At 68.8% G+C, this 23806-nt stretch carries 23 protein-coding genes and 1 tRNA gene; 7 read left to right on the plus strand and 17 right to left on the minus strand.

Annotated elements, in window-relative coordinates:
• Positions 1–37: 37 nt before the first annotated feature.
• Positions 38–577 (minus strand): RSP_2648 family PIN domain-containing protein, encoded by a 540-nt coding sequence (locus Q5Y72_RS02905; RefSeq protein ID WP_305961915.1) that lies wholly within the window; start codon positions 575–577, stop codon positions 38–40.
• Positions 577–1770 (minus strand): RSP_2647 family RNA methyltransferase, encoded by a 1194-nt coding sequence (locus Q5Y72_RS02910; protein WP_305961916.1) that lies wholly within the window; start codon positions 1768–1770, stop codon positions 577–579. Before Q5Y72_RS02910 ends, Q5Y72_RS02905 begins: the two co-directional genes overlap by 1 nt.
• 218 nt (positions 1771–1988) lie before the next feature.
• Between Q5Y72_RS02910 and edd the strand changes: the two genes are divergently transcribed.
• A complete protein-coding gene (gene edd, locus Q5Y72_RS02915; protein ID WP_305961917.1) occupies positions 1989–3791 on the plus strand; it encodes a phosphogluconate dehydratase in 1803 nt (600 codons plus the stop codon).
• Positions 3792–3816: 25 nt separating this feature from the next.
• Here the strand turns inward: edd and Q5Y72_RS02920 are convergent, their stop codons facing one another.
• Positions 3817–4680 carry a LysR family transcriptional regulator gene (locus tag Q5Y72_RS02920; protein ID WP_305961918.1) on the minus strand — a complete coding sequence of 288 codons (864 nt, stop codon included), beginning with the start codon at positions 4678–4680 and terminating at the stop codon, positions 3817–3819.
• A gap of 134 nt (positions 4681–4814) precedes the next feature.
• On the opposite strand from Q5Y72_RS02920, the gene Q5Y72_RS02925 reads away from it, so the two are divergent.
• Positions 4815–5048, plus strand: coding sequence for a hypothetical protein (locus Q5Y72_RS02925; RefSeq protein ID WP_305961919.1), 234 nt, complete (start codon positions 4815–4817; stop codon positions 5046–5048).
• A gap of 31 nt (positions 5049–5079) precedes the next feature.
• Here the strand turns inward: Q5Y72_RS02925 and Q5Y72_RS02930 are convergent, their stop codons facing one another.
• From Q5Y72_RS02930 to Q5Y72_RS02955, 6 genes are all read right to left on the minus strand, one after another.
• Positions 5080–5547: an arsenate-mycothiol transferase ArsC gene (locus tag Q5Y72_RS02930; protein ID WP_305961920.1), complete on the minus strand. Its 468-nt coding sequence runs from the start codon at positions 5545–5547 to the stop codon at positions 5080–5082.
• A gap of 4 nt (positions 5548–5551) precedes the next feature.
• The gene (locus Q5Y72_RS02935; RefSeq protein ID WP_305961921.1) at positions 5552–6031 is read right to left on the minus strand and encodes a UPF0262 family protein; all 480 of its coding nucleotides are present in this window, start codon (positions 6029–6031) and stop codon (positions 5552–5554) included.
• A complete protein-coding gene (gene hisD / locus Q5Y72_RS02940) occupies positions 6028–7341 on the minus strand; it encodes a histidinol dehydrogenase (protein WP_305961922.1) in 1314 nt (437 codons plus the stop codon). The genes Q5Y72_RS02935 and hisD overlap by 4 nt, the downstream gene beginning before the upstream one ends.
• A 90-nt stretch (positions 7342–7431) precedes the next feature.
• Positions 7432–7908, minus strand: coding sequence for a DUF2948 family protein (locus tag Q5Y72_RS02945; protein WP_305961923.1), 477 nt, complete (start codon positions 7906–7908; stop codon positions 7432–7434).
• Positions 7909–7911: 3 nt separating this feature from the next.
• Entirely contained in the window at positions 7912–9183 is a 1272-nt protein-coding gene (gene murA / locus Q5Y72_RS02950) for a UDP-N-acetylglucosamine 1-carboxyvinyltransferase (protein ID WP_305961924.1), read from the minus strand.
• Positions 9184–9354 (minus strand): hypothetical protein, encoded by a 171-nt coding sequence (locus Q5Y72_RS02955; RefSeq protein ID WP_305961925.1) that lies wholly within the window; start codon positions 9352–9354, stop codon positions 9184–9186.
• A 131-nt stretch (positions 9355–9485) separates the two neighbouring features.
• Here Q5Y72_RS02955 and Q5Y72_RS02960 point away from each other — a divergent pair.
• Positions 9486–9560: transfer RNA gene (locus Q5Y72_RS02960), tRNA-Thr, on the plus strand.
• A gap of 214 nt (positions 9561–9774) precedes the next feature.
• Here Q5Y72_RS02960 and Q5Y72_RS02965 read toward each other — a convergent pair.
• The 6 genes from Q5Y72_RS02965 to Q5Y72_RS02990 all read right to left on the minus strand — a co-directional run bounded on the left by Q5Y72_RS02965 (position 9775) and on the right by Q5Y72_RS02990 (position 16033).
• On the minus strand, positions 9775–10662 hold the full coding sequence (locus Q5Y72_RS02965; protein ID WP_305961926.1) for a hypothetical protein: 888 nt from the start codon (positions 10660–10662) through the stop codon (positions 9775–9777).
• 53 nt (positions 10663–10715) lie between these two features.
• Positions 10716–11576 (minus strand): DeoR/GlpR family DNA-binding transcription regulator, encoded by an 861-nt coding sequence (locus tag Q5Y72_RS02970; RefSeq protein ID WP_305961927.1) that lies wholly within the window; start codon positions 11574–11576, stop codon positions 10716–10718.
• A gap of 135 nt (positions 11577–11711) precedes the next feature.
• Positions 11712–12659, minus strand: coding sequence for a D-ribose ABC transporter substrate-binding protein (locus Q5Y72_RS02975; RefSeq protein WP_305961928.1), 948 nt, complete (start codon positions 12657–12659; stop codon positions 11712–11714).
• Between the two features lie 99 nt (positions 12660–12758).
• Entirely contained in the window at positions 12759–13814 is a 1056-nt protein-coding gene (locus tag Q5Y72_RS02980; RefSeq protein ID WP_305961929.1) for an ABC transporter permease, read from the minus strand.
• A gap of 9 nt (positions 13815–13823) precedes the next feature.
• A complete protein-coding gene (locus Q5Y72_RS02985) occupies positions 13824–15380 on the minus strand; it encodes a sugar ABC transporter ATP-binding protein (RefSeq protein ID WP_305961930.1) in 1557 nt (518 codons plus the stop codon).
• The gene (locus tag Q5Y72_RS02990; protein WP_305961931.1) at positions 15377–16033 is read right to left on the minus strand and encodes a DUF2291 family protein; all 657 of its coding nucleotides are present in this window, start codon (positions 16031–16033) and stop codon (positions 15377–15379) included. Before Q5Y72_RS02990 ends, Q5Y72_RS02985 begins: the two co-directional genes overlap by 4 nt.
• 501 nt (positions 16034–16534) lie before the next feature.
• On the opposite strand from Q5Y72_RS02990, the gene Q5Y72_RS02995 reads away from it, so the two are divergent.
• The 4 genes from Q5Y72_RS02995 to Q5Y72_RS03010 are packed head-to-tail and all read left to right on the plus strand — an operon-like array spanning position 16535 to position 21582.
• Positions 16535–18106, plus strand: coding sequence for an FGGY-family carbohydrate kinase (locus Q5Y72_RS02995; RefSeq protein WP_305961932.1), 1572 nt, complete (start codon positions 16535–16537; stop codon positions 18104–18106).
• A gap of 2 nt (positions 18107–18108) precedes the next feature.
• Positions 18109–19626: a glycerol-3-phosphate dehydrogenase gene (locus Q5Y72_RS03000; protein ID WP_305961933.1), complete on the plus strand. Its 1518-nt coding sequence runs from the start codon at positions 18109–18111 to the stop codon at positions 19624–19626.
• 12 nt (positions 19627–19638) lie between these two features.
• Positions 19639–20571, plus strand: coding sequence for a sugar phosphate isomerase/epimerase family protein (locus Q5Y72_RS03005; protein ID WP_305961934.1), 933 nt, complete (start codon positions 19639–19641; stop codon positions 20569–20571).
• A gap of 60 nt (positions 20572–20631) precedes the next feature.
• A complete protein-coding gene (locus tag Q5Y72_RS03010) occupies positions 20632–21582 on the plus strand; it encodes a sugar-binding transcriptional regulator (protein ID WP_305961935.1) in 951 nt (316 codons plus the stop codon).
• Between the two features lie 193 nt (positions 21583–21775).
• Here the strand turns inward: Q5Y72_RS03010 and fba are convergent, their stop codons facing one another.
• Both fba and Q5Y72_RS03020 read right to left on the minus strand, forming a co-directional pair.
• Positions 21776–22810 carry a class II fructose-bisphosphate aldolase gene (gene fba, locus Q5Y72_RS03015; RefSeq protein ID WP_305961936.1) on the minus strand — a complete coding sequence of 345 codons (1035 nt, stop codon included), beginning with the start codon at positions 22808–22810 and terminating at the stop codon, positions 21776–21778.
• Between the two features lie 5 nt (positions 22811–22815).
• Entirely contained in the window at positions 22816–23793 is a 978-nt protein-coding gene (locus Q5Y72_RS03020) for a class 1 fructose-bisphosphatase (protein WP_305961937.1), read from the minus strand.
• Positions 23794–23806 lie beyond the last annotated feature (13 nt).

Below are 23806 nucleotides of genomic sequence, written 5' to 3' on the forward strand. Positions count from 1 at the left end.
CTGCCATATCTCTTGTTAGCGTTAACAGCAACTCGGTTCAACCTCTCAGTGCCTTGGCCAGTCGCGGCAGGCGGCTGCGGTGCAGCATTTCGGCCATACTCATCGCGCCGCCCATCGCGGCGGCCTTGCCGCGTGCCGCCTGCGCTGCGGCCGCGACGGCCTGCGGGTCGCTGCGGTGCAGGTCCAGCAGGAATGCATCGGGATGGATCGCCCGCAAAGCCAGCCCCTGCATGAGGTGTCGGGGGAAGTCGCGCAGGTTGGCGGTGACGATCAGCGACGCCGAGCCCGCCAGGGCGGCCTCGATCACATGGCGGTCTGCGGGGTCGGGCAGATCCAGGTCGATCGCCCGGTCGCCGTCATCAGCTTGTGCGGCATCGGGAAAGCGCAGGCGCAGCAGGGCGATCTCGGCCCCGGCGATGCGGTCCTGATCCACCCCGAGACGGCCCGCCGCATGGCGCCATTCGGCAAGGATGCGCTGCGACCACAACGGCTGGAAGAGGCCCGCGCCCGCAAGATCGGTCAGGATCTCGCGCAGGATCGTGGGGAACAGAACATTGGCGTCCAGAACCGCGCGCATCAGTCGAGCCGGAAGAACAGCGCCTTCAGATAGCCTGTCTCGGCCAGTTGCGGCAGGGTCGGATGATCCGGCCCGGCCTGGCCGGTATGGATCAGCACCCCGCGCCGCCCGCCCCGGCCGATGCCGCGCGCGCTGACATTGCGGAACTGCGTCAGGTCGGCGGCATGGCTGCAACTGCACAGCACCAGATAGCCGTCGGGCGCCACCAGCGGCGCGGCAAGGCGCGCCACCCGTTCATAGGCACGCAGCCCCGCCTCGAGCGCCTGCCGGGACGGCGCGAAGGCCGGTGGATCACAGACGACCAGATCAAAGCGGCGGTCCTCGGCCGCCAGCGCCTCCATCGCCTTGAAGGCGTCGGACTGCCGCGTTTCCAGACGGTCCGCAGCGCCCATCGCCTCGGCGCCGGCCGTCGCCAGATCCAGCGCGGCCGCGCTGCCGTCAACGCATGTCGCGCGCACCGCCCCCGCCGCCAGCGCGGCAAGGCCGAAGCCACCGACATGGCTGAAGACATCCAGAACCTCGGCATTCGCCGACAGCCGCTGCGCAAAGGCATGATTCGGCCGCTGATCGTAGTACAGCCCGGTCTTCTGGCCGCCCATCAGGTCGGCAAGGTAGACCGCGCCGTTCATCGGCACCCCGACCGGGGCGGCGGGCGCATCGCCCAGCAGGACCTCGATACGTTCGTCCAGACCATCCAGCCCGCGCGCCCGCCCCTGACCGTTGAGGATCACCGTCGTCACCCCCGTCACCTCGGCCAGCGCGTCGGCGATCTGGCCCGCCATGCGGTCGGCCCATGCGGCGTTCGGCTGGATCACGGCGGCGCTGTCGAAGCGGTCGATGACCACCCCCGGCAGGCCGTCCGCCTCGGCATGGACAAGACGGTAGAAGGGCGTGTCGTGCAGGCGTTGGCGCAACGACAATGCCCGCGCGATCCGCTGGCGCAGCCAGGCCTCGTCGATTCGCGCCTCGGGGTCACGATCCATCACCCGGGCAACGATCTTCGAGGCCGGGTTGACGGTGACAAGCGCCAGCGGCCGCCGCTCGTCATCCTCCAGCACCGCAAAGCTGCCCGGCGCAACCGACCGGGTGCGACGATCCAGAACCGCCTCGTCGGCATAGATCCAGGGAAATCCGTGACGGATCGCCTGGGGCCGGGTCCTGGGGCGCAGGCGGATGACGGGAAGATCGCTCATGTCGGGTTCCTTTCGCTGCCGATCTGGCACGACCTCCCGCCCGGCACAAGCCGCAAGGCCATCCCCCGGCATCGATGTGGTAGAAGGAAAGGCAAGCGACGCCGCGCAAGGTCGGCACGGTGAGTCCCGCACCGCGGCCGCGTTGCCGAAAAATTCAGCGCAGGTTGCGCCGTTAACGCTAACGACCTATAGTCGACGGAAAGCCACAGGAGGCCACGATGACCCTGCACGCCACAATCGACCGTGTTACCGACCGCATCCGCCAGCGGTCGGACACCGCCCGCGCCGCCTATCTCAAAAAGATCGCACGGGCAGCCGAGGACGGGCCGCGCCGCGCGCATCTTAGCTGTGGCAACCAGGCCCATGCCTATGCCGCGATGCCCGACAAGGAGGACATGGCCACCACGCGCAAGCCCAATATCGGGATCGTCACGGCCTATAACGACATGCTGTCGGCGCATCAGCCCTATGAGCGCTATCCCGACCTGATCCGCGCGGCCGGCCATGCGGCGGGGGCCACCGTTCAGGTCGCCGGGGGCGTGCCGGCGATGTGCGACGGCGTCACCCAGGGCCGCGCCGGGATGGAGCTATCGCTGTTCTCGCGCGACGTGATCGCGCTGGCGACGGGGGTGGCGCTGTCGCATGACTGTTTCGACGCGGCGCTGTATCTGGGCGTGTGCGACAAGATCGTGCCGGGTCTGGTGATGGGCGCCGCAACCTTCGGCCACATTCCGGCGGTGTTCATTCCGGCCGGGCCGATGCCCTCGGGCCTGCCCAATGACGAGAAATCCAAGGTGCGCCAGCAATTCGCGGCGGGCGAGGTGGGGCGCGACGCGCTGATGGCGGCCGAGATGGCGTCCTACCACTCGCCGGGCACCTGCACCTTCTACGGCACGGCCAACAGCAACCAGATGCTGATGGAGTTCATGGGCCTGCACCTTCCCGGGTCCAGCTTCGTCAATCCGAACACGCCCCTGCGCGAGGCGCTGACAGTGGCCGGGGTCCAGCGCGCGGCGGCGATCACCCGGCTTGGCAACGACTTCCTGCCCGCGGGCGAGATCCTGGACGAGAAGGCCTTCGTGAACGGCATGGTCGGGCTGATGTCGACCGGCGGATCGACCAACCTCATCATGCACATCCCGGCGATGGCACGCGCCGCGGGCGTGCTGATCGACCTCGAGGATTTCCACGACATCTCCGAGGCGGTGCCGCTGATGGCGCGGGTCTATCCGAACGGCCTGGCCGATGTGAACCATTTCCACGCGGCCGGCGGCATCGGCTACATGATCGGACAGCTGCTCGAGGCGGGGATGCTGCACGAGGATGTCAAGACGATCAACGGCACCGGCCTTGGGGGCTATACGGCCGAGCCGAAGCTGGCCGAGGGGCGGGTGCATTGGGAACCCGGCGCCCGCGAGACGCTGAACGACAAGATCCTGCGCCCGGCCCATGATCCCTTTGCGCGCACCGGCGGGCTGAAGCAGCTTCAGGGCAATCTGGGGCGCGGCGTCATCAAGGTCAGCGCGGTGGCCGAGGAACGCCATGTCATCGAGGCGAAGGCGCGGGTGTTTTCCGACCAGGAGCAGGTCAAGACCGCCTTCAAGGCCGGCGAATTCACCGAGGACACGATCGTGGTGGTCCGCTTTCAGGGGCCGCGCGCGAACGGGATGCCGGAACTGCACTCGCTGACGCCGACGCTGGCGGTGCTGCAGGATCGCGGCCTTCGGGTCGCGCTGGTCACCGACGGGCGCATGTCGGGCGCCTCGGGCAAGGTCCCGGCGGCAATCCACATCTCGCCCGAGGCCTCGGTCGGCGGCCCGCTGGCGCGGGTCCGCGACGGCGACGTGATCCGCATGGATGCGACCATGGGCACCATCGACTGCCTTGCCGAGGATTTCGAGGATCGCCGGCCCGCGGCCTTCGACCCGACCGCCAGCAGCGAGGGCATGGGGCGCGAGATGTTCGCGGCCTTCCGCGCCGTCGCCGGCCCCGCCACCGAGGGCGCCGGGGTCGTCGTCTGAGCCGCGCCCGGCGGCGGGCGCCAGATCAGGCGGCGGCCGCGACCTCGCAGACCGCGCGACGCAGATGGCCGGTGAACTCGGCCGCCAGCGACCGCGCCGGGCCATCGGCGACATAGGCATTCAGCCACGTCGCCGGCAGCGGCGGCAGCGCGCCGCCATGATCGACCAGTTCCAGCCCCGGCTGGCAGATCCCGCGCGGCAGCAGGGTCACGCCCAGATCGGCCGCCGCCAGCACCCGCCACGTGTCGGTGCCGCCATCGCTGATGGTCTGCACCCACTCGATCCCCGCCCGTTCCAGCGCCTGAAGCCCGACCGGGTAATAGGCGCAATGGGGCGAGTTCGCGATCGGCAGCGGGCGTTGCCGCCAGCTGTCGCCGCTGATCGCGCCGAACCAGCCCAGATCGACCTTGGCCAGATGGATCGCGCCCAGCGGCGCCTCGAATTCGGTGGTCAGGATCACGTCATGTTCGCCCTGGCGCATCTGCTGGCGCAGGTCGCGGCTGCGGCCGTCATTCACGATCAGTTCGACCCGCGGGTTGTCCTCGCGAAAGGCCCGGACCGCCTGCGCGACGCGGGCAAACAGCCAGTCGCTGGTCAGGCCGACCCGCAGCCGCCCCTCGGGGCGCTGCCCGGCAAAGCGCGCCAGGATCGCGTCGTTCAGCGCCACCAGCTTGCGCCCCTCGAGGACCAGTTCGGTCGCGAAATCGGACAGCACCACGCCGCGCCCCTGCTTGAGCAGGATCGGCGAGCCGAACAGCTCTTCCAGCCGCTTGATCTGCATCGACAGCGCGCTTTGCGTCATGTTCAGCGCATCCGCCGCCCGGGTCACCGCGCCGTACTCTGCCACGGCCTGAAGCGATCGCAGCGTGGCGATGTCAAGATTTCGCATGAATCACATCCCCTGATGATTCGGATCAATATCATTCATTTTACAAATACGACCCTCTGCGCGATCAATCAATCATCCCGAAGCATACGGCGGTTCGTATCAACGGGATTGATCCATGCTGAAGGAGATTGATCATGGCGAAATCATCGAAAGCCCTGCTGCGCGTGGTCACCGGACATGGCATCATCCCGCGCCCGGCCTGGCTGGAACGACTGCTGACCGCGCTGGATCGCGACACGCCGGTGCTGGACCTGAAGCGGATCAGCGATCGACAGCTGCGCGACCTGGGGCTGGATCGCAGCGAGGTGCTGGCCGAGATGCAGCGCACCCCGGAATGGGACGCGCCGCAGCACTGGCATCGGGCCTGATCGCCCGCGGAGGACGGGCCGTCTGGCCGTCTCAGGCGGCATCTTCGGCGGGCGGCCCAAAGCGTTCGATCATCCTAGACCGGATCTGGTCGCGGGTCTGGCGATACACCGCCAGCCGGGCCTCGCGGCCCTCGGCCAGTCCGGTCGGGTCCATGATCGGCCAGTATTCGACGTCGAGATGCACCAGCCGGGTCAGTTCCAGCGCCAGCCGCTGGCTGGCCGGAGACAGCGCGACGATCAGGTCGAAGCCGCCCAGGTCGTCGCCCCATTCCATCATCTCGTCAAAGCTGCGGCTGCGATGGTTTTCCAGCTTCACGCCGATCTCCTCGCAGACGGCGATCGCGAAGCCGTCGATCTCCATGTCGTTCCTGACGCCGGCCGACTGCACATAGGCGGCGCGGCCATAGTATTTCTTCATCATCCCCTCGGCCATGGGCGAGCGGATGGCATTGTGGTCACAGCAGAACAGGATGGCGTGCGGTATCTTGTCCTGCTGCATCCGGTCAGCCCTGCGGGATCAGCGCACAGATCAGGGTGAACAGGCGCCGCGCGGTATCGATATCCAGTTCGGCCTTGCCCTCCAGGCGTTCCTGCAACGTGCGGGCGCCCTCGTTGTGGATGCCGCGCCGAGCCATGTCGATCGCCTCGATCTGCGCCGGCGGCAATTTCTTGACCGCATCGAAATAGCTTTGGCAGATCTGGAAGTAGTCCTTGACGACCTGCCGGAACGGGCCGAGGGACAGGTGGAACTCTGCCACCTTCTCGCCGCCCTCGCCGGCCACGTCGAAGACCAGCCGCCCCTCGCGGATGCACAGGTCCAGCACATAGGGGCCTGCGGGCGCGGCGCTGCCGTCGCGGCCGGGCACGAGGAAGCTGTTGTCCTCGATCAGGTCGAAGATCGCGACGCGGCGTTCCTGTTCGATCTCGGGCGTGGCGGGCGCCATCGCGCTGTCGTCGATCTCGATGCGGCTCAGTCGGCTCATCCGGCCCCCCTGTCGTTCAGCGTGGCCAGCCGGGCCTGGACCGAGGCGCCATGCGCCTGCAGCCCCTCGGATGCGGCCAGCCGCACCGCCGCCGGGCCGATCGCCGCCAGCGCGCCGGGCGTCAGTCGCGCCAGCGTGGTGCGCTTGAGGAAGTCGAGGACCGACAGCCCCGACGAGAAGCGCGCCGATCGCGCCGTCGGCAGGACGTGGTTGGGGCCGCTGACATAGTCGCCGACCGCCTCGGGGGTGTGCGCGCCAAGGAAGATCGCGCCCGCATGGACGCATTTCGCGGCCAGCGCCTCGGGATCGTCGACGCACAGCTCCAGATGCTCGGGCGCGATGCGGTTCGACAGCGCCGCCGCCTCGTCAAGATCGCGGACCGCGATGATCGTGCCATAGTCGCGCCAGCTTGCGCCGGCGATGGCGGCGCGGGGCAGCGTCGGCAGGATGCGGTCCACCGCACCCGCGACCGCATGGCCAAGCGCCGGATCGGTGACGATCAGGATCGACTGCGCGTCGGCGTCATGTTCGGCCTGCGCCAGCAGGTCCAGCGCCAGCCAGTCCGGGTTCTGCGGGCCCTCGGCGATGATCAGCACTTCCGAGGGGCCCGCGATCATGTCGATGCCGACCTGGCCGAAGACCTGCCGCTTGGCCGCCGCGACATAGGCGTTGCCCGGCCCGGTGATCTTGTCGACGGGCCGGATCGTGGCCGTGCCATAGGCCAGCGCCGCAACCGCCTGCGCACCGCCGATGCGATAGACCTCGTCCACGCCCGACAGCTGCGCCGCCAGCAGCACCAGCGGGTTGACCACCCCGCCGGGCGTCGGCACGCAGACCACCAGCCGCCCGACCCCGGCCACGCGGGCCGGGATGGCATTCATCAGCACCGACGAGGGATAGGCGGCCTGTCCGCCCGGCACATACAGCCCGGCCGCCGACACCGGCGTCCAGCGCCAGCCAAGCGTCGCGCCCTCGGGGTCGGTCCAGCTGGCATCCTCGGGCACCTGGCGGGCATGGTAGGCGCGGATACGCTCGGCCGCCATGCCAAGCGCGGCGCGGTCCTCGTCCGCGACCTGCGCCACCGCATCCGCGATCTCGGCCTGCGAAAAGAGCAGGCGGTCGGGCGTCAGATCGAGCCTGTCGAAGCGCGCGGTCAGTTCGCACAGCACGGCATCGCCCCGCGCCCGGACATCCGCGATGATCGCCGCGACCGCGTCGTTCACATCGGCCGAGTCCTCGCGCTTGGCCGACAGCATCGCGGCAAAGCCCGTTTCGAAATCTGCATCAGAGCTGTTCAGCGTGACCGGCATCGCGTTCCCCTGCAATCACGCCTTGTTAGCGGCAAGCGCCCACCGCCTCAAGCGCCGCCGTGCCGCCCCCGTGGCCGCGCCGCCCCCCGATCAATCCGGGTGCGCGGGGGCACGGCCCGAGGGCGCCACATAGGGTCGGGTCATGTCGCGCAGGTCCAGATTGATGCATTCGACCTCGGCCATCAGCGTGCCGTCGCCGGCAAAGCTCAGCGACAGCCGGCCCGTGCCGTCAGCGCCCGGCAGCCATTCCAGCGCCAGAAGTTCCAGCACCGTGGCCTCGTCGCGGGCTATGCCATCGCTTTGCAGTCCCAGCACGTCATTGACGACCAGCAGGGCGCGGACCCGCTCGAAGGGGCGGCCCTCGGCGCGGGCCTGATCGGCGTCCTCCCACCGGAAGCGGTTGATCAGCAGCGCCAGCCGGCGCTGGCGGGCATCGTGGCGGATGTCGGCGCCTGTCAGCACCGCATCCTGCACCAGCGCAGACATGATCCGCAGATCCTCGGCGTCTTCGGCCCGCAGCGCGATCGGGCGCGGATCGGCATCGCGGAAGCTTGCGTCGCGCACCATCGCCTATTCCTCCCTGACCCGCTCGATATGGGCACCGACGCCGCGCAGCTTGCGCACCACATGCTCGTAGCCGCGGTCGAGGTGATAGACGCGGCTGACGGTGGTCTGGCCCTCGGCGGCCATGCCCGCGAGAATCAGGCTGACCGAGGCGCGCAGGTCGGTCGCCATGACCGGGGCGCCGCGCAGCTGCTGGACGCCGGTGACCGTCGCGTGGCCGCCATGCACCTCGATCTGCGCGCCCATCCGGGCCAGTTCCGGCGCATGCATGAAGCGGTTCTCGAAGATCGTCTCTTCCAGCACGCTGGTTCCCTCGGCCATGCACATCAGCGCCATGAACTGCGCCTGAAGGTCGGTCGGAAAGCCGGGATAGGGCTCGGTGGTCACATCGACGGCGCGCACCCGCCCGTTGCTGCGCGCGACCTTCAGTCCGCGCGGGGTCTCCTCGACGCTGAGGCCGGCCTGGTCCAGCTTGTCGCAGAACGCGGCCAGCAGGTCGATCCGGCCGCCCAGACATTCGACCTCGCCGCCGCACATCGCCGGGGCCAGCATGTAGGTGCCCAACTCGATCCGGTCGGTGACCACCGGATGGGTCGCGCCGTGCAGTGCATCGACGCCCTCGATGGTGATGGTGCCGGTGCCCTCGCCTTCGATCCTCGCGCCCATCCGGCGCAGGCATTGTGCCAGATCGACGATCTCGGGCTCGCGCGCGGCGTTCTTCAGAACGGTGGTGCCGCGGGCCAGAGTGGCGGCCATCAGCGCGTTTTCCGTGGCACCGACCGAAACGATCGGAAACTCGACCACCGCGCCGGTCAGCCCGCCAAGCGGCGCGCGGGCATGCACATAGCCGTCGCGCAGATCCAGCTCGGCCCCCATCGCCTCGAGCGCCTTGAGATGCAGGTCGACGGGCCGCGCGCCGATCGCGCAGCCGCCGGGCAGCGACACCTCGGCCTGGCCATGCCGCGCCAGCAGCGGCCCCAGCACCAGGATCGAGGCGCGCATCTTGCGCACGATGTCGTAATCGGCCCGCTGGCTGGTCAGGTCATGGCTGGACATCGCCAGCACCTGCCCGTCCTGCAGGCTGGTCGCCTCGGCGCCAAGGCTTTGCAACAGCTCGGTCATGGTGCGGATGTCGGACAGCCGCGGCGCGTTGGTCAGCGTCAGCGGCTGGTCGGTCAGCAGCGTCGCTGGCATCAGCGTCAGACAGGCGTTCTTGGCACCGGCAATCGGTATCTCGCCCTTCAGCGGGCCGTTCCCGTGAACGATGATCTGATCCATCTAGCTGTCGTCTCCGCCTGTCTCGCTGCCGCTGTTATCGTCGCCGTCGGCTTCTGCGGCCCTTGCACGGGCCTGTGCCTTGCGCCGCTGAAGATTGGCCCGCAGCGCGGCCCGCAGCCGCGCCTCACGGGCCGCCTTGCCATCAGAGGTACCGGGCCGATCATCGCTCATCCCGCCCTGTTAGCGCCGCACCGCGCGACAGTCCAGCGATGCGGCGGCCCGTGACGCGGCGGCGACGGCAAAAAACCCCGCTGCCCCCTTGCGCGCCCCCGCGCCTTTGTCTAAACGCCCCTGCACAAGGCGCTGCGGTAGCTCAGTGGTAGAGCACTCCCTTGGTAAGGGAGAGGTCGAGAGTTCAATCCTCTCTCGCAGCACCAGTCCAGCCATATCACGTCGAGGCAGATACCGGGTCTGCACAGCCTCTCAGCGATGGCTGTGCGGGCGCCGCGTCGGGTTGATCCGATGGCTGGTCCGGTGACGGACCGATGGTCGCGGCGGCGCGGGTCCGCGCCCGTGTCGCCGGGGGGCGCGGCCGCCAGATGGCCGATCCGCGGATGACGGGGTGGCGGGCAGCGTCAGGGACGGGCGGCGTCAGGGACGGGCGGCGGGGACCACCGGCAGCGGGGGGACAGGCGCCGGGTCGGGCAAGGGGTCCTCGATCGCCAGCGCCGGCACGGCGCCCGTGCCGCCAAAGCCCGCCCAGCGGTAATCCTGCAGGACCCGCCAGGCCATGTCCTCCATCTCGGGGAAAAGGGTCGGCTGCGGGACGCGGGCGCGGGCGAAGAACTGGTAGGTCAGATAGGCCAGCCCGGTCGGCCCCGGCCCGTTCGGGCGCCAATGCACCAGATCGACGAACAGCGCCCCGTCATCCTTGTAGTGGTCGCGCGCGGCACGGGCGAAAAGCCCCGCCGGGATGATCCAGACCGGCCGGCCGACATGGCGTTCCAGCCAGTCGCGCTGGTAATGGAACACCGGCTGCGCCTGCGCGTCGAGGTCGGGGTCAAGCGGCGACCACGGCATGTAGAGGACCGGCTCGGCGCCCTTCGACACCGCAGTCATGGCGAACCAGTAGAGATGTTGCAGGTTCTGGCGCCCCTGGGCCGAGGCCGGGTGCGGCAGTCCGGTCTTCAGGTCGCCAAGCTCGGTCATCACCAGCCGGTCGTAGCTGCCTGTCCGCGCATAGCCCAGCGCCCGCCAGCGCGCGGCATTCGAGGAAAAGCCCGCGAAGTCGAAATGCGTCGGGCCGGGCCACAGGCTGGGGAAATCGACGCCGTCATTATAAGCGTGGTCGTCGGTGGGAAAGATCGCCGCCAGCATCGAATGACCGGTGAAGGCGATGGTCGCCTGCGGGTCCAGCGGTTGCGGCAGCGTTTGCGGCAGGGCGCCCTCGGCCTGTGCGGCGACGGGCCATGGCGCGCCGCGCAGCAGGGCGGCGCCGGCAAGGGCGGCCAGAAACCGACGGCGCGGGATGGGAGGCATCAACCGGATCATGCCCGCGATATTAGCGCGGCGCGCGAGGCTTCCAAGCCCCCTTACAGCCCGTCCTCGCCGCACACGGCGATGGCGACCTCGATGCCCTTCGCGCGCAGCGCCTCGATGCTGGCACGCGGCGTCGCGTCGTCGACGATGACGAGGTCGAAGCGATCCAGCGGCAGCATCGCGTGCAGGGCGCGGCGGGTGAACTTGGTGTGGTCGGCCAGCAGGATGCGGCGGGCGGCGCTGTCGAACATCGCCCGCTTGGTCTCGACCATCTCGGGGGACTGGTGGAACACCACGCCGTCGGTGATCGCCGACAGGGACATGAAGGCCAGGTCGGCGCGCAGATTGCGGATCTCCTGCGTGGTGACGGGGCCCATGAAGGCGTTGCACCAGTGCTGGAACTGCCCGCCCAGCCCCAGCAGCGTAAGGTCGCGGATGTCCTTCAGCGCGGCCATCATGCGGATCGAGTTGGTGATCGCCGTCAGCGGCACCCGTGCCGGCAGATGCGGCACCATCCGCTGGACAGTGGTGCTGTCGTCCAGGAACACCGCCTGCCCCGGCTCGATGCACTGCGCGGCGGCTGCGGCGATTGCCGATTTCTCGGCCGCCTGCCGGCTGTCGCGATAGATGTCGCTGGATTCGATCAGGCTGGTCGGCGCGGCCGAGACGATCCCGCGCGTCTTGCGCAGCAGGCCGCGGCTTTCCAGATCGTCCAGATCCCGATGCGCGGTCATCAGGCTGACGCCGAAGCGTTCGACCAGATCCTCGATACGCATGGTGCCCTCGGCCATCACCGCCTCGGCCATCAACTGGCGCCGGGCGATCTGCCGTGCCTGCCGGCTGTCGCTGGGGATGTCCTCGGCGATGGGGCGAGGCCGCGGGGCGGCAGAGGGGGATGAGGTCGCATCGGTCATGGCTTTTCCCTTAGCGCCGCGGCGCGCGAAAGGCGAGAAGCTGTGCGGCCGCCCCAATGGATGTGGCCAAGGCGGCGCGGCCACGGGAGCGTCGGAAGAACGGGCGGGCGCGACCTGCGCGCCCGCCTGCCAGGATCACTCCGACAGGGTGAAGGGTGCGGTCACCTTGTCGGCGTTCTCGGCGGTGATCAGCATGCAGTCGAACAGCTGCTTTTCGCTGGCCGCGCCGGTCTCGCCGGTCTTGATGAAGTTGTCGGCCTGGCGGATCGCCTCGGCCGAGAATACCGCGACGGGCTGCAGCACCGTATACTGCATCTCGCCGGCCTTCACCGCCGCGACCGCATCGGGCGAGCCGTCGAAGCCGCCGACCTTCACCTGCTCCAGCTTGCCCGCCTCCTTCAGCGCGGCGATCGCGCCCAGGGCCATCTCGTCATTGCCCGAGATCACGCCGATCACGTCGGGATTGGCCTGCAGCAGCGACTGGGCCTTCTGGTAGCCTTGCGTGCGGTCCCAGTTGGCGACCTCCTGGCCGACCTTTTCCAGATCCGGATACTGGGTCAGGACCGTCTCGAAGCCGTTCGAGCGGGTCTGGGCGTTGTTGTCGGCGGGGTTGCCGAACAGTTCGACATACTGGCCGCTGTCACCCACCGCCTCGACCCAGGCCTGCGCGCCAAGTGCCGCGCCCTGGGCGTTGTTCGACACCAGCTGCGCCTTGGCCAGTCCCTCCTGGTTGATCTCGGCATTGACGAGGAACACCGGGATGCCCGCATCGACGGCCTTCTTGACCGCGCCGACCGAGCCGTCGGCATTGGCGGGATCGAGGATGATCGCCTTGGACTGGTTCGTGATCGCGGTGTCGATCAGCGTGCTTTCGGTGTTGGTGTCGCCCTTGTGGGCCGCGACATTGGCGGTATAGCCCAGCTCTTCGGCCGTGGCCTTGGCGACCTCGCCCTCGGTGAACCAGTAGGGGTTCGCCGGGTCGTTCACGATGATCGAGATCAGGCCCTCGGCCTGTGCGGCCCCGGCCATCAGCGGCGCGGCGGCCACGGCGGCCAGAAGCAGGCGGCGCGTCATCTTCAGCATTCTTCTCTCTCCCTTTGGGTTGGTGGAACTGCCGTGTCCGGCAGGCTTTCCGCCCGGCCTCTTTTTCCGTTCTGCCGGGCGGGGAAGGTCGCGAACGCCTCAGCCCTTGCGGCCGCCGCGTCCGTATTGAAGCGAGTTCATCAGCACCGCCAGCACGATCACCGCGCCGGTGAACACGGTCTGCCAATAGGACGACACGCCGATGATCACGAGGCCGTCCGACAGGAAGCCGATCACGAAGGCGCCCAGCATGGTGCCCTGGATGGTGCCACGCCCGCCGGTCAGCGCCGCGCCGCCGATCACAACCGCGGCGATCGCCGTCAGCTCGTAGGTGACGCCAGCGGTCGGCCCGGCCGAGGTCAGTTGCGAGGCCAGCACGAGGCCCGCGATGGCCGACAGGATGCCCGACAGCGTATAGACGGTGATCTTCACCCGGCGGGTCGGCACGCCCGACAGTTCGGCCGCGCGTTCATTGCCGCCCGAGGCGTAAAGCCAGCGCCCGAAGGAGGACCGCGTCAGCATCAGCGCCGCGAGGACCGCCAGCACCGCCAGCACGATCACCGAGATCGGCACACCGGCGATGCGGTTGAAGCCCAGCCAGTCGAAGCCGGTATTGCCCAGCTCGGCCCGGCCCGACAGGTTGTTGTAGGTCAGCCCGTTGGTCATCAGCAGCGCGACCCCGCGCGCCACATACATCACCCCCAGCGTGGCGACGAAGGCCGGCACCTTGAAGATCGAGATCAGCACCCCGTTCACGGCCCCGACCAGCCCGCCGACGAGGCAGGTCAGCACGACCACAGCCCAGACCGGCGGATACAGGATCACGCCCAGGGCGTCGATCTCGAGCCCCTGCATCATGGCGCCGGCGACGACGCCCGACAGCGCCAGGATCGAGCCCACCGACAGGTCGATGCCGCCGTTCAGGATCACCAGCAGCATGCCGATCGCCAGGATGCCGTAGATGGCCACATGGCTGGCCATGATCAGGAAGTTGCCGACCGTCAGGTAGTTCGGCGACAGGATGGAAAAGACCACGATGATCGCGATCAGCGCAAAGAAGGCCCGGCCTTCCAGCAGCAGGCGACCAAGGCTGAAATCGGCCTTCTTGGCGGGGCGGGTGATGGTGGTGTCCGACATGGTTCTGGTCTCCCTCACTCTCGTCCCTCAGGCGACCAGCGACTCGCCCGAGGCGGCCATGATCTTTTCCTTGGTGACGGTGGAATCGAATTCGGCCGAGATCCGGCCCTTGTGCATGACGACGATCCGGTGCGCGATCGACAGGCATTCGCTGACCTCGGAGGTCGAGTAGAGGACCGCAAGCCCCTGCTTGGCTTCCTCGGCCAGAAGCCGGAAGACCTCGGCCTTGGCGCCGATGTCGATGCCCCGCGAGGGTTCGTCCAGCATGATGACGCGCGGCCTTGTGGCCAGCATCTTGCCGATCACCACCTTCTGCTGATTCCCCCCCGACAGCGAGCCGATGGCAGCGTCCGGCCCGGAGGTCTTGACTGTCACCTCGCGGATGCTGGCGTCGATCAGGCTGCGCTCGGCCCGCTTCTGGGTGAACAGGCCCCTGGTGAAGCTGGCGATCGAGGCCAGCGACAGGTTCTCGCCCACGCTCATCGTCTGCACCAGCCCGTCGCGCTGGCGATCCTCGGGGACCAGGGCAAGGCCGCGGGCGATGCGTTCGGCGATCGACAGGTGCGAGATCTCGCGCCCCTCCAGCACCACCTCGCCCGATGTCGGTCGCAGCCGCCCGGCGCAGGTTTCCAGCAGTTCGGTGCGCCCCGCCCCCATCAGCCCGTAGATGCAGACGATCTCGCCCGCATGGACATCCAGCGACAGCCCGTCCACCAGGTTGAAGCCGCCCGCCGGATCGGCCAGGGTCAGGTTGCGGATCGACAGCGCGGGCTGGCCCAGCTGCGTCGCGGGCGGGCTGCCGAGGTCGTAGTTGTCGCCGACCATGTTGCGCACGATCCATTCAAGGTCGATGTCCGAACGCGGGGCATAGGCGGTCATGGTGCCGTCGCGCAGCACCACCGCATGGTCGGTGATGGTCAGCGCCTCTTCCAGGTGATGCGAGATATAGACAATGCTGACCCCCTTGGCCGTCAGGTCGCGGATCACCTTGAACAGCACCTCGACCTCGCTGGCCGACAGCGCACTGGTCGGTTCATCCATGATGAGGATGCGGCTGTCCACCGACAGGGCGCGGGCGATCTCCACGATCTGCTGCTGGCCAAGGCGCAGTTCCTCGACCGGGGTCAGCGGGTCGATCTCTTCCTCCAGCTCGGCCATCAGGCGGCGGGTCTGGCGCTCTTCCTCGGCGAAATCGACTCCGCCGGGGCCGCTGATCTCGCGGCCCATGAAGATGTTGTCGCGCACCGACATGTTCGGCGCGAGGCTCAGTTCCTGGTGGATGATCGAGATGCCGCGGTCGCGCGCCTCGGTGGAATTGTTGAAGGCGACGGGGCTGCCGTCCAGGATGATCTCGCCCGATGTGGGCTGGATGACGCCCGACAGGATCTTCATCAGGGTCGACTTGCCTGCGCCGTTCTCGCCGAACAGCGTCGTGACCTGGCCGCGATGGATGTCGAAGTTGACACCCTTCAGCGCGTGGACATTGCCATAGGACTTGGCGACGTTGCGGGCGGCCAGCACGACCTCGCGCGCGTCGGGGCGGCCCGCGGGGATGTCGCCCGTGACGGTGACGTGCGCGCTCATTGGACGGTCACCTCGACCGGGGTGATCATCCAGTTCTTAGGGTTGATCAGGCGGAAGGCGCCGGTCACGGTCAGCGTCTTGCCGGTCAGGCCTGCGGTGTCGATCGGATCGAGGATCTCGGCCTTCATGGCGCGGTTGATGCCGGCGCCGGCGTCCTGGTATTCGATCTGGTTCTTGAACTGGCCGAAGGCGATGTCGCCGGGGGCGTCGCGCAGGTCGGTGCCGTTGATCGCGGGCCCGGTCTGGACGCGCAGGGTGATGTCGGCGGGCAGCCCCTCGGCCGCCAGGGGATAGACGCCCGATTTCGCCTCGCCCGCCACGCCGGTGACGGTCACGAACATGATCGCGCCGGTCGAGGCAGCGGTGCCGTATTGCGCGGCGGCCGCATCCTTGTCGGCCAGCACCGCAGGCGCCAGCGTCGCGGCATCGACCGCCCTGGCCTTCACCACATCGCGGATGCGCGGGAATTCCTGCTGGCCGTAGCTGTCGGCCGAGAACGCCTGCGCGCGGACATCAGCCTCGGAACCGACCGGCACCACGGTGGTATCCAGCGCGATGGCGGCCAGCACCACCGCTCCGAGGCCGAGGCCAATCATCAGGCCGCGGCGCGACGGTGCGGGGGCTTTCGGGGCGGCGGCATTGTTCTGAGTCATGCTGAACCCTCTGCTTGAAGCTTGCGGCACAGGCCGGACCGCAGTGACATGGTCCCGGGGCGGCGGTGGCCGTCCGGGCGTGGCGTGCAAGATGTCATGACCCCTCCCCTGATCGCCGATCCGGGCAGCGCCTCCTCGCGCCGGCCCCTGATCGCCATGTAGTGTTACCACTGTGTTATATCTCTGGTCAACTCTGTTAACACATCCCTCGAAAAAATTTCGTGCAACTCGCCCGCGTCGCGTGGCGCCCACCCCGAACCGCGCCTGACGGCCGCACGGCCGGCCCGGCAGAAATCCGGCCGGAGCCCCGATTCCTCATGCCGATACCCATGCGATCACCCCACAGCACCCAGTTGACTGGCACAAGGACGCGCAGCCACGCGCGCAATCTTGGTATCCCTATGGGCATCATATCTGAAATTTATTATCATGTGCGTAAAAAAATACGTTCCTTGTGCGATAATTATGGTATATACCGCCAGGGAAGGCTGGGAGAGCAACATGAGCGGCCACGACATCCTGATCGGCATCGACGCTGGCACTTCGGTCATCAAGGCCGTGGCCTTCGATCTGGCCGGGCGTCAGCTGGCGACGGCCTCGGTGGCGAATCGCTATCAGACCGGCGCCGGCGGGGCGGCAACGCAATCGCTGTCGCAGACCTGGGCAGACTGCGTCGCGGCGCTGCGCGGGCTGGCCGGCCGGATTGACGGGCTGGCCGGGCGGACCGCCGCGCTGTCGGTGACGGCGCAGGGCGACGGCACCTGGCTTGTGGGTCGGGACGGGCCGGTCGGCGATGCCTGGCTGTGGCTTGACGCACGTGCCGCGCCGACCGTGGCGCGGCTGGCGGGCGGCGCGGCGGATCGCGGCCGGTTCGAGGCGACCGGCACCGGGCTGAACACCTGCCAGCAGGGCGCGCAGATGGCGCATATGGACGTTCATGCGCCCGAATTGCTGGACCACGCCGAGGTCGCCCTGCACTGCAAGGACTGGCTGTATCTGAACCTGACCGGGATCCGCGCCACCGACCCGTCCGAGGCCAGCTTCACCTTCGGCAATTTCCGCACCCGGCGCTATGACGAGGCGGTGATCGACGCACTTGGACTTGGCCATCGCCGCGCCCTGCTGCCCGAGATCGTCGAGGGCACCGACACCACGCATCCCCTGTGCGCCGAGGCCGCCGCGCTGACCGGCCTGCGCGCCGGCACACCGGTCTGCCTTGGCTATGTGGACATGGTGATGACGGCCCTGGGCGCGGGCGTGCATGGCGGCGGCGCGGGCGATGTCGCCTGCTCGACCGTCGGCTCGACAGGGGTGCATCTTCGGGCGGTGCGCGCCGAGTCCGTGCATCTGAACCCCGAGGGTACCGGATATGTCATCTGCCTGCCGGTTCCGGGCCTCGTGACGCAGGTGCAGACCAACATGGCCGCGACGCTGAACATCGACTGGGTGCTGGGCGTCGCTGCGGGCATCATCTCCGACATGGGACAACCGGTCACCCATCGTGACCTGGTCGGCCGGATCGATGGCTGGCTGGCCCAGTCGCGGCCCGGCCAGATCGTCTATCACCCCTACATCTCCGAGGCCGGCGAGCGCGGCCCCTTCGTCAATGCGGACGCGCGGGCCGGTTTCGTCGGGCTGAACGCCACCCACCGTTTCCCCGACCTGCTGCGTGCCGTCGCCGACGGGCTGGGGATGGCGATGCGCGACTGCTATGCCGCGATGGGCCCGCTGCCGGGCGAATTGCGCCTGACCGGCGGCGCGGCGCGGTCGCCCTCGCTGCGGGCGATCCTGTCGGCCAGCCTGAACGCCGCGGTGCGCGTGTCCGCGCGCGACGAGGCGGGCGCGGCGGGCGCGGCGATGATGGCCGCCGTGGCGATCGGGGCCTATCCCGACATGGAGGCCTGCATCGCCGACTGGGTCACCCCGCTGCTGGGCGCGGCCGAACCGCCCGACCCCGACCTCGTGCTGACCTATGACCGGCTGTTTCCCGCCTTCAGTCGCGCGCGCTCCGCCCTGCCCCCTGCCTGGCAGGCGCTGTCCGAGGCCCGCGACCCATCCCCGAAAGGACCATGACGATGAACGAGACCAGCGAGATGATCGACCTGTTCGTGATCGGCGGCGGCATCAACGGCGCCGGCGTCGCCCGCGACGCCGCAGGCCGCGGGCTGAAGGTGGTGCTGTGCGAGAAGGACGATCTGGCCGAGGGCACCTCGTCGCGGTCGGGAAAGCTGGTCCATGGCGGGCTGCGCTATCTGGAGTATTACGAATTCCGGCTGGTCCGCGAGGCGCTGATCGAGCGCGAGGTGCTGCTGCGCGCCGCGCCGCACATCATCTGGCCGATGCGATTCGTGCTGCCCCACAGCCCGCAGGACCGGCCCGCCTGGCTGGTCCGGCTGGGGCTATTTCTGTACGACAATCTGGGCGGGCGCAAGAAACTGCCGGGCACCCGGACGCTGGACCTGACCCGCGATCCCGAGGGCACGCCGCTGCTGGACCAGTATGTGAAGGGATTCGAATACAGCGATTGCTGGGTCGATGATGCGCGGCTGGTGGTGCTGAACGCGCTTGATGCCGCCGAGAAGGGCGCAGAGGTGCTGACCCGCAGCCCCTGCGTATCGGCCCGGCGCGAGGAGGGCGCCTGGACCGTCGAGACCCGCAACGAGACCACCGGCGAGACGCGCCGGTTCCGCGCCCGCTGCCTGGTGAACTGCGCCGGTCCCTGGGTCAGCGACTTCATCACCCGCGTCGCCGGGGCGAATTCCACCCGCAACGTGCGGCTGGTCAAGGGCAGCCACATCATCGTTCCGAAATGGTGGGCGGGCAGCCATGCCTATCTGGTCCAGAACCACGACAAGCGGGTGATCTTCATCAACCCCTACGAGGGCGACAAGGCGCTGATCGGCACCACCGACATCGCCTATGAGGGCCGGGCCGAGGACGTCGCGGCCGACGAGGCCGAGATCGACTACCTGCTGGCCGCCGTGAACCGCTATTTCAAGGAAAAGCTGCGCAGGTCGGACGTGCTGCATACCTTCTCGGGGGTCAGGCCGCTGTTCGACGACGGCAAGGGTAACCCCTCGGCGGTGACGCGCGACTATGTGTTCGATCTGGACCAGACCGGCGGCGCGCCGCTGCTGAACGTGTTCGGCGGCAAGATCACCACCTTCCGCGAACTGGCCGAGCGCGGCATGCATCGCCTCCAGGAGGTCTTTCCGCAGATGGGCCCGGACTGGACCGAGACCGCCCCCCTGCCCGGCGGCGAGATCGCCAATGCCGATTACGAGGGTTTTGCCAACCTGCTGCGCGACCAGCACCCCTGGATGCCGCGCAGGCTGGTGCATCATTATGGCCGGCTGTATGGCGCGCGCACCAGCGACGTGATCGGCGGCGCCGCATCGCTTGCGGATCTGGGCCGGCATTTCGGCGGCCAGCTTTACGAGGCCGAGGTGCGCTATCTGGTGGCGCGCGAATGGGCGCAGCGGCCCCAGGACATCCTGTGGCGGCGCACCAAGCATTACCTGCATCTCAGCGACGCCGAGCGCCAGGCCTTCACCGACTGGTTCAACCAGTCGGACCTGGCCCGTGCAGCCTGAGGGGTGGGAATCATGCCGCTGACCCTGTCGCTGAGTACCAACCCCCTCGTCAACCGCTTTGCCGATCCCGATGACCTGATCGACACCGTGGCGCGCGATCTGCGCATCCGCGACCTGCAGCTGACGCATGAATTCATCAACCCGTCCTGGCCCGCGCCGGTGATCCGCCGGCTGACCCGCCAGATGGGTGCCGCGCTGACGCGGACCGGCGTGCGGGTGACCAGCGGCATGACCGGGCCCTACGGGCGCCTGAACCATTTCGGCCATCCCGACCGCGACGTGCGGCGCTACTATGTGGACTGGTTCAAGACCTTCGCCGACATCACCGCCGATCTGGGCGGCGTGTCGGTGGGCACGCAGTTCGCGATCTTCACCTACCGGGATTTCGACGACCCGGTGCGGCGCGAGGATCTGATCGCCACCGCCATCGACTGCTGGGCCGAGGTGGCCGACCATGCAAGGGCCGCCGGCCTGTCCCATCTCTTCTGGGAGCCGATGAGCGTGGGGCGCGAATTCGGCGAGACGATCGCGGCCTGCATGGCCCTGCAGGACCGGCTGAGCGCGGCCGGCATGGCAGTGCCGATGTGGATGATGGCCGATATCGACCATGGCGACGTGACCAGCGCCAATCCCGACGATTACGACCCCTATGCCTGGGCCCGCGCCGTGCCGAAGGTCAGCCCGATCATCCATATCAAGCAGTCGCTGATGGACAAGGGCGGCCACCGGCCCTTCACCGCCGACTTCAACGCCCGCGGCCGCATCCAGCCCGCGCCGCTGCTGGCGGCCCTTGCCGAGGGCGGCGCCACCGACAACGAGATCTGCCTGGAACTGAGCTTCAAGGAGCGCGAGCCGAATGATCGCGAGGTGATCGGGCAGATCGCGGAAAGCGTCGCTTTCTGGGCGCCGCATATCGACACGGGCGCCGAGAGACTGAATATCTGACGGCAAGGCAGAAGGAATCACCGCAATGTCGCAGTGTCCCGGCGCCGTCCGGCGCCGCTGATGGCCCGGCGCGGTGGCATCGATCCCGAGGAGGGGCTGGCGATCCGCGCGGCCTGGCTGCATTATGCGGGCGGGCTGACGCAGGCTGCCGTGGCCAAGCGGCTGGGGCTGGCGACCGTCAAGACCCACCGGCTGATCGCCCGCGCGGTCGCCGAGGGCGTGGTGAAGGTCTCGATCGACGGCGAGATCGTCGAATGCGTGATGCTGGAAAACCGGCTCTGCGCCGAATTCGGGCTGAAGACCTGCGAGGTGGCGCCCGATCTGGGCGAGGAGGGGCTGCCGCTGCGCGCCCTTGGCATCACCGGCGCGGCCTTCCTGCGCCGCGAGATCGAGCGGGGCGAGTATCCGGTGATCGGGCTGGGGCATGGCCGCACCCTTGCGGCAGCGGTCGACCAGCTGCCGCGCTTCGAGGCGGGCGGCACGCGCTTCGTGTCGCTGCTGGGCGGGCTGACGCGCAACTACGCGGCCAATCCACATGACGTGATGCATCGCCTGGCCGAAAAGACCGGTGCGCAGGCGCTGGTTCTGCCGGTGCCGTTCTTCGCCAATTCGCCGGGCGACCGCGACGTGGTGCTGGCGCAGCCGGGGGTGCGCGAGCTGTTCGACCTGTCGAACGGCGCGGGGCTGAAGGTCGTCGGCATCGGCACCGCCGACGGGGGCGCGCAGCTGGTCGCCTCGGGGATGATCGAGCCGCGCGAGATCGCCGAGATCACCGCCGCCGGCGCGGCGGGCGAGATGCTGGGCCATTTCTTCGATGTGCATGGCCGGGTCCTTGAAACCGGCCTCAGCAGCCGGACCCTCTCGGCCGATCTCGATCGGGCGAGCGACAGCCGCATCGTCGCGATCGCGGGCGGGGCCAGCAAGACCGAGGCGATCCGCGCGGTGCTGCACAGCGGCCGGCTGTCGGGGCTGATCACCGACGAGGCCACGGCGCGTGCGCTGATCGGCTGAACCGCCATCCTCGCGCCACCCCGCAGGCGATGGCGTTTCCGGCAGGGGGGCGGGACGGGCAAGGCCCGTCCCGGTCGCTGCCGCTGGGCCGGCGGCGCCTTCGGCGCGGCGTCGCGCAGGGCGGCGGCACGGAGATCGGCCGCCGGCAGCGCGCCCGGGGCCACCCTCCCGAGGGCCGCCCGATCGCCGCGGATCAGTAGCGCGCGGCCATTTCCGACAGCGTCAGCACCCGGATGCGCGAGGCGTTGCCGGCGGTGCCGAAGGCCTCGAAGCGGTGACGGCAGACCTCGGCCATCATCGCCATCGCGGGCTTGAGGTATTTGCGCGGATCGAATTCCGAGGGATCCTCGGTCAGAGTCTTCCGGATCGCCGCGGTCATCGCCAGCCGGTTGTCGGTGTCGATATTGACCTTGCGGACGCCCGAGCGGATGCCGCGCTGGATCTCGTCGACCGGGACGCCCCAGGTCGGGCGGATGTCGCCGCCATAGCTGTTGATGATCGCCTGCAGATCCTCGGGGACCGAGCTGGAGCCGTGCATCACCAGATGGGTGTTCGGAATGCGGCGGTGGATCGCCTCGATGACATGCATCGCCAGGATGTCGCCATCGGGCTTGCGGGTGAACTTGTAGGCGCCGTGGCTGGTGCCCATCGCGACGGCCAGCGCGTCCACGCCGGTATCGGCCACGAAGCGCGCGGCCTCGTCGGGATCGGTCAGCAACTGGTCCTCGGACAGCTTTTCGGTCGCGCCATGGCCGTCCTCCTGGTCGCCCATGCCGGTCTCGAGGCTGCCCAGAACGCCCAGTTCCCCCTCGACCGAGACGCCGCAGGCATGGGCCATTTCGACCACCCGCGCGGTGACATCGGCATTGTAGGCGTAATCGGCCGGGGTCTTGCCGTCGGATTTCAGGCTGCCGTCCATCATCACGCTGGTAAAGCCGTTCTGGATCGCGGTGGCGCAGGTCGACAGCCCGTTGCCGTGGTCCAGATGCATGCACAGAGGGATCTGCGGGAATGCCCGCGACAGCCCCTCGATCAGCCCGGCCAGTACCTGGTCATTTGCATAGGACCGCGCGCCGCGGCTGGCCTGCAGGATGACCGGGCTGTCGGTGGCGGCGGCGGCCTGCATGACCGCAAGCCCCTGTTCCATGTTGTTGATGTTGAAGGCCGGCACGGCATAGCCCTGTTCGGCGGCGTGATCCAGAAGCTGGCGCAGGGTGATCATGGCCATCGCGTTTATCCTTTGCTGGAGGCGAGGTAGCCGAGGATCGTCGCGACCTCGTCCCTGGCGCCGAAGATGAGGGGGGTGAAGTCATGCGGTGCCCGCGGGCAACGGTCCAGGATCGCGCCCTGACCGTCGCTGGCCGCGCCGCCCGCCTGTTCGATGAGGAAGGCGATCGGGAAGGCCTCGTAGGTCAGCCGCAGGCGGCCCTGATGATAGCCGGGCCGGGCATCGGCGGGATAGAGGAATGCGCCGCCCTTCAGCAGGATGCGGTGCAATTCGCCGACCGCCGCAGCCAGCCAGCGCATGTTGAAATCGCGCCCGCGCGGGCCGTCGCGCCCGGCGCGCAGATCGGCGGCCCAGCCTTGCAGCCCCGATGGCCAGTGGCGTTCGTTCGAGGCGTTGTAGGCAATGGTCGAGGCGGCGGGCGCGAGGCGCAGATCCTCGTGCGAGACGCGGAAGATTGCGGCCTCGGCGTCATGGGTGGCGATGTGGACACCGTCGCCAAGCGACCAGCCGAAATCCAGGGAATGACCGAAGGACGCATAGCCCGCCGCCACCACCGCACGGCCGGGCCGCAGGAAGCCCTCGGGCGCGGCGGGCAGGATGCAGAACAGCAGGCCCAGTGGCGCGCCGATGCCGATGCTGCCCGAGCCGTCGATGGGGTCGATGGCGACGTCGAAGCCGCCGCCGGGGTTCAGCACGATCACCGCCTCGGCCTCTTCGGACAGGACCTGCCGCACCCCCGCCGCCCGAAGGGCCGCGATCAGGTGGTCATGCGCCGCGACATCCAGCGCCTTCTGGCGGTCGCCGCTGTCATTGGTGCCGACAAGCGCCTCGGGGTCGCCATGCAGCCGGCCGGCCGCCAGCCGCGCGGCCAGCGGCGGCAATGCGTCCGCGATGGCGCGGATGATGGCGGCGGGGCCCGGCCCCGCCAGCGCATCCTCCAGCGGGCGACCCGTCGCCGGGCCGTCATTCGGCAGCTTCAGCATGGCGGTGTCCTCC

This window comes from Paracoccus spongiarum (assembly GCF_030732095.1).
Taxonomy (GTDB): domain Bacteria; phylum Pseudomonadota; class Alphaproteobacteria; order Rhodobacterales; family Rhodobacteraceae; genus Paracoccus; species Paracoccus spongiarum.

Bases quoted from the DNA above. Each gene is read 5' to 3' on its own strand.
- Q5Y72_RS02995 (WP_305961932.1), top strand. From the start codon at position 16,535: ATGAGCGGCCACGACATCCTGATCGGCATCGACGCTGGCACTTCGGTC.
- Q5Y72_RS02955 (WP_305961925.1), bottom strand. From the start codon at position 9,354: ATGAGCGATGATCGGCCCGGTACCTCTGATGGCAAGGCGGCCCGTGAG.
- murA (WP_305961924.1), bottom strand. From the start codon at position 9,183: ATGGATCAGATCATCGTTCACGGGAACGGCCCGCTGAAGGGCGAGATA.
- Q5Y72_RS02990 (WP_305961931.1), bottom strand. From the start codon at position 16,033: ATGACTCAGAACAATGCCGCCGCCCCGAAAGCCCCCGCACCGTCGCGC.
- Q5Y72_RS03000 (WP_305961933.1), top strand. From the start codon at position 18,109: ATGAACGAGACCAGCGAGATGATCGACCTGTTCGTGATCGGCGGCGGC.
- Q5Y72_RS02965 (WP_305961926.1), bottom strand. From the start codon at position 10,662: ATGCCTCCCATCCCGCGCCGTCGGTTTCTGGCCGCCCTTGCCGGCGCC.
- Q5Y72_RS02910 (WP_305961916.1), bottom strand. From the start codon at position 1,770: ATGAGCGATCTTCCCGTCATCCGCCTGCGCCCCAGGACCCGGCCCCAG.
- Q5Y72_RS02975 (WP_305961928.1), bottom strand. From the start codon at position 12,659: ATGCTGAAGATGACGCGCCGCCTGCTTCTGGCCGCCGTGGCCGCCGCG.
- Q5Y72_RS02935 (WP_305961921.1), bottom strand. From the start codon at position 6,031: ATGAGCCGACTGAGCCGCATCGAGATCGACGACAGCGCGATGGCGCCC.
- Q5Y72_RS03020 (WP_305961937.1), bottom strand. From the start codon at position 23,793: ATGCTGAAGCTGCCGAATGACGGCCCGGCGACGGGTCGCCCGCTGGAG.
- fba (WP_305961936.1), bottom strand. From the start codon at position 22,810: ATGGCCATGATCACCCTGCGCCAGCTTCTGGATCACGCCGCCGAACAG.
- Q5Y72_RS02970 (WP_305961927.1), bottom strand. From the start codon at position 11,576: ATGACCGATGCGACCTCATCCCCCTCTGCCGCCCCGCGGCCTCGCCCC.
- edd (WP_305961917.1), top strand. From the start codon at position 1,989: ATGACCCTGCACGCCACAATCGACCGTGTTACCGACCGCATCCGCCAG.
- Q5Y72_RS02920 (WP_305961918.1), bottom strand. From the start codon at position 4,680: ATGCGAAATCTTGACATCGCCACGCTGCGATCGCTTCAGGCCGTGGCA.
- Q5Y72_RS02985 (WP_305961930.1), bottom strand. From the start codon at position 15,380: ATGAGCGCGCACGTCACCGTCACGGGCGACATCCCCGCGGGCCGCCCC.
- Q5Y72_RS02945 (WP_305961923.1), bottom strand. From the start codon at position 7,908: ATGGTGCGCGACGCAAGCTTCCGCGATGCCGATCCGCGCCCGATCGCG.
- Q5Y72_RS02925 (WP_305961919.1), top strand. From the start codon at position 4,815: ATGGCGAAATCATCGAAAGCCCTGCTGCGCGTGGTCACCGGACATGGC.
- Q5Y72_RS02930 (WP_305961920.1), bottom strand. From the start codon at position 5,547: ATGCAGCAGGACAAGATACCGCACGCCATCCTGTTCTGCTGTGACCAC.
- Q5Y72_RS03005 (WP_305961934.1), top strand. From the start codon at position 19,639: ATGCCGCTGACCCTGTCGCTGAGTACCAACCCCCTCGTCAACCGCTTT.
- Q5Y72_RS03010 (WP_305961935.1), top strand. From the start codon at position 20,632: ATGGCCCGGCGCGGTGGCATCGATCCCGAGGAGGGGCTGGCGATCCGC.
- hisD (WP_305961922.1), bottom strand. From the start codon at position 7,341: ATGCCGGTCACGCTGAACAGCTCTGATGCAGATTTCGAAACGGGCTTT.
- Q5Y72_RS02905 (WP_305961915.1), bottom strand. From the start codon at position 577: ATGCGCGCGGTTCTGGACGCCAATGTTCTGTTCCCCACGATCCTGCGC.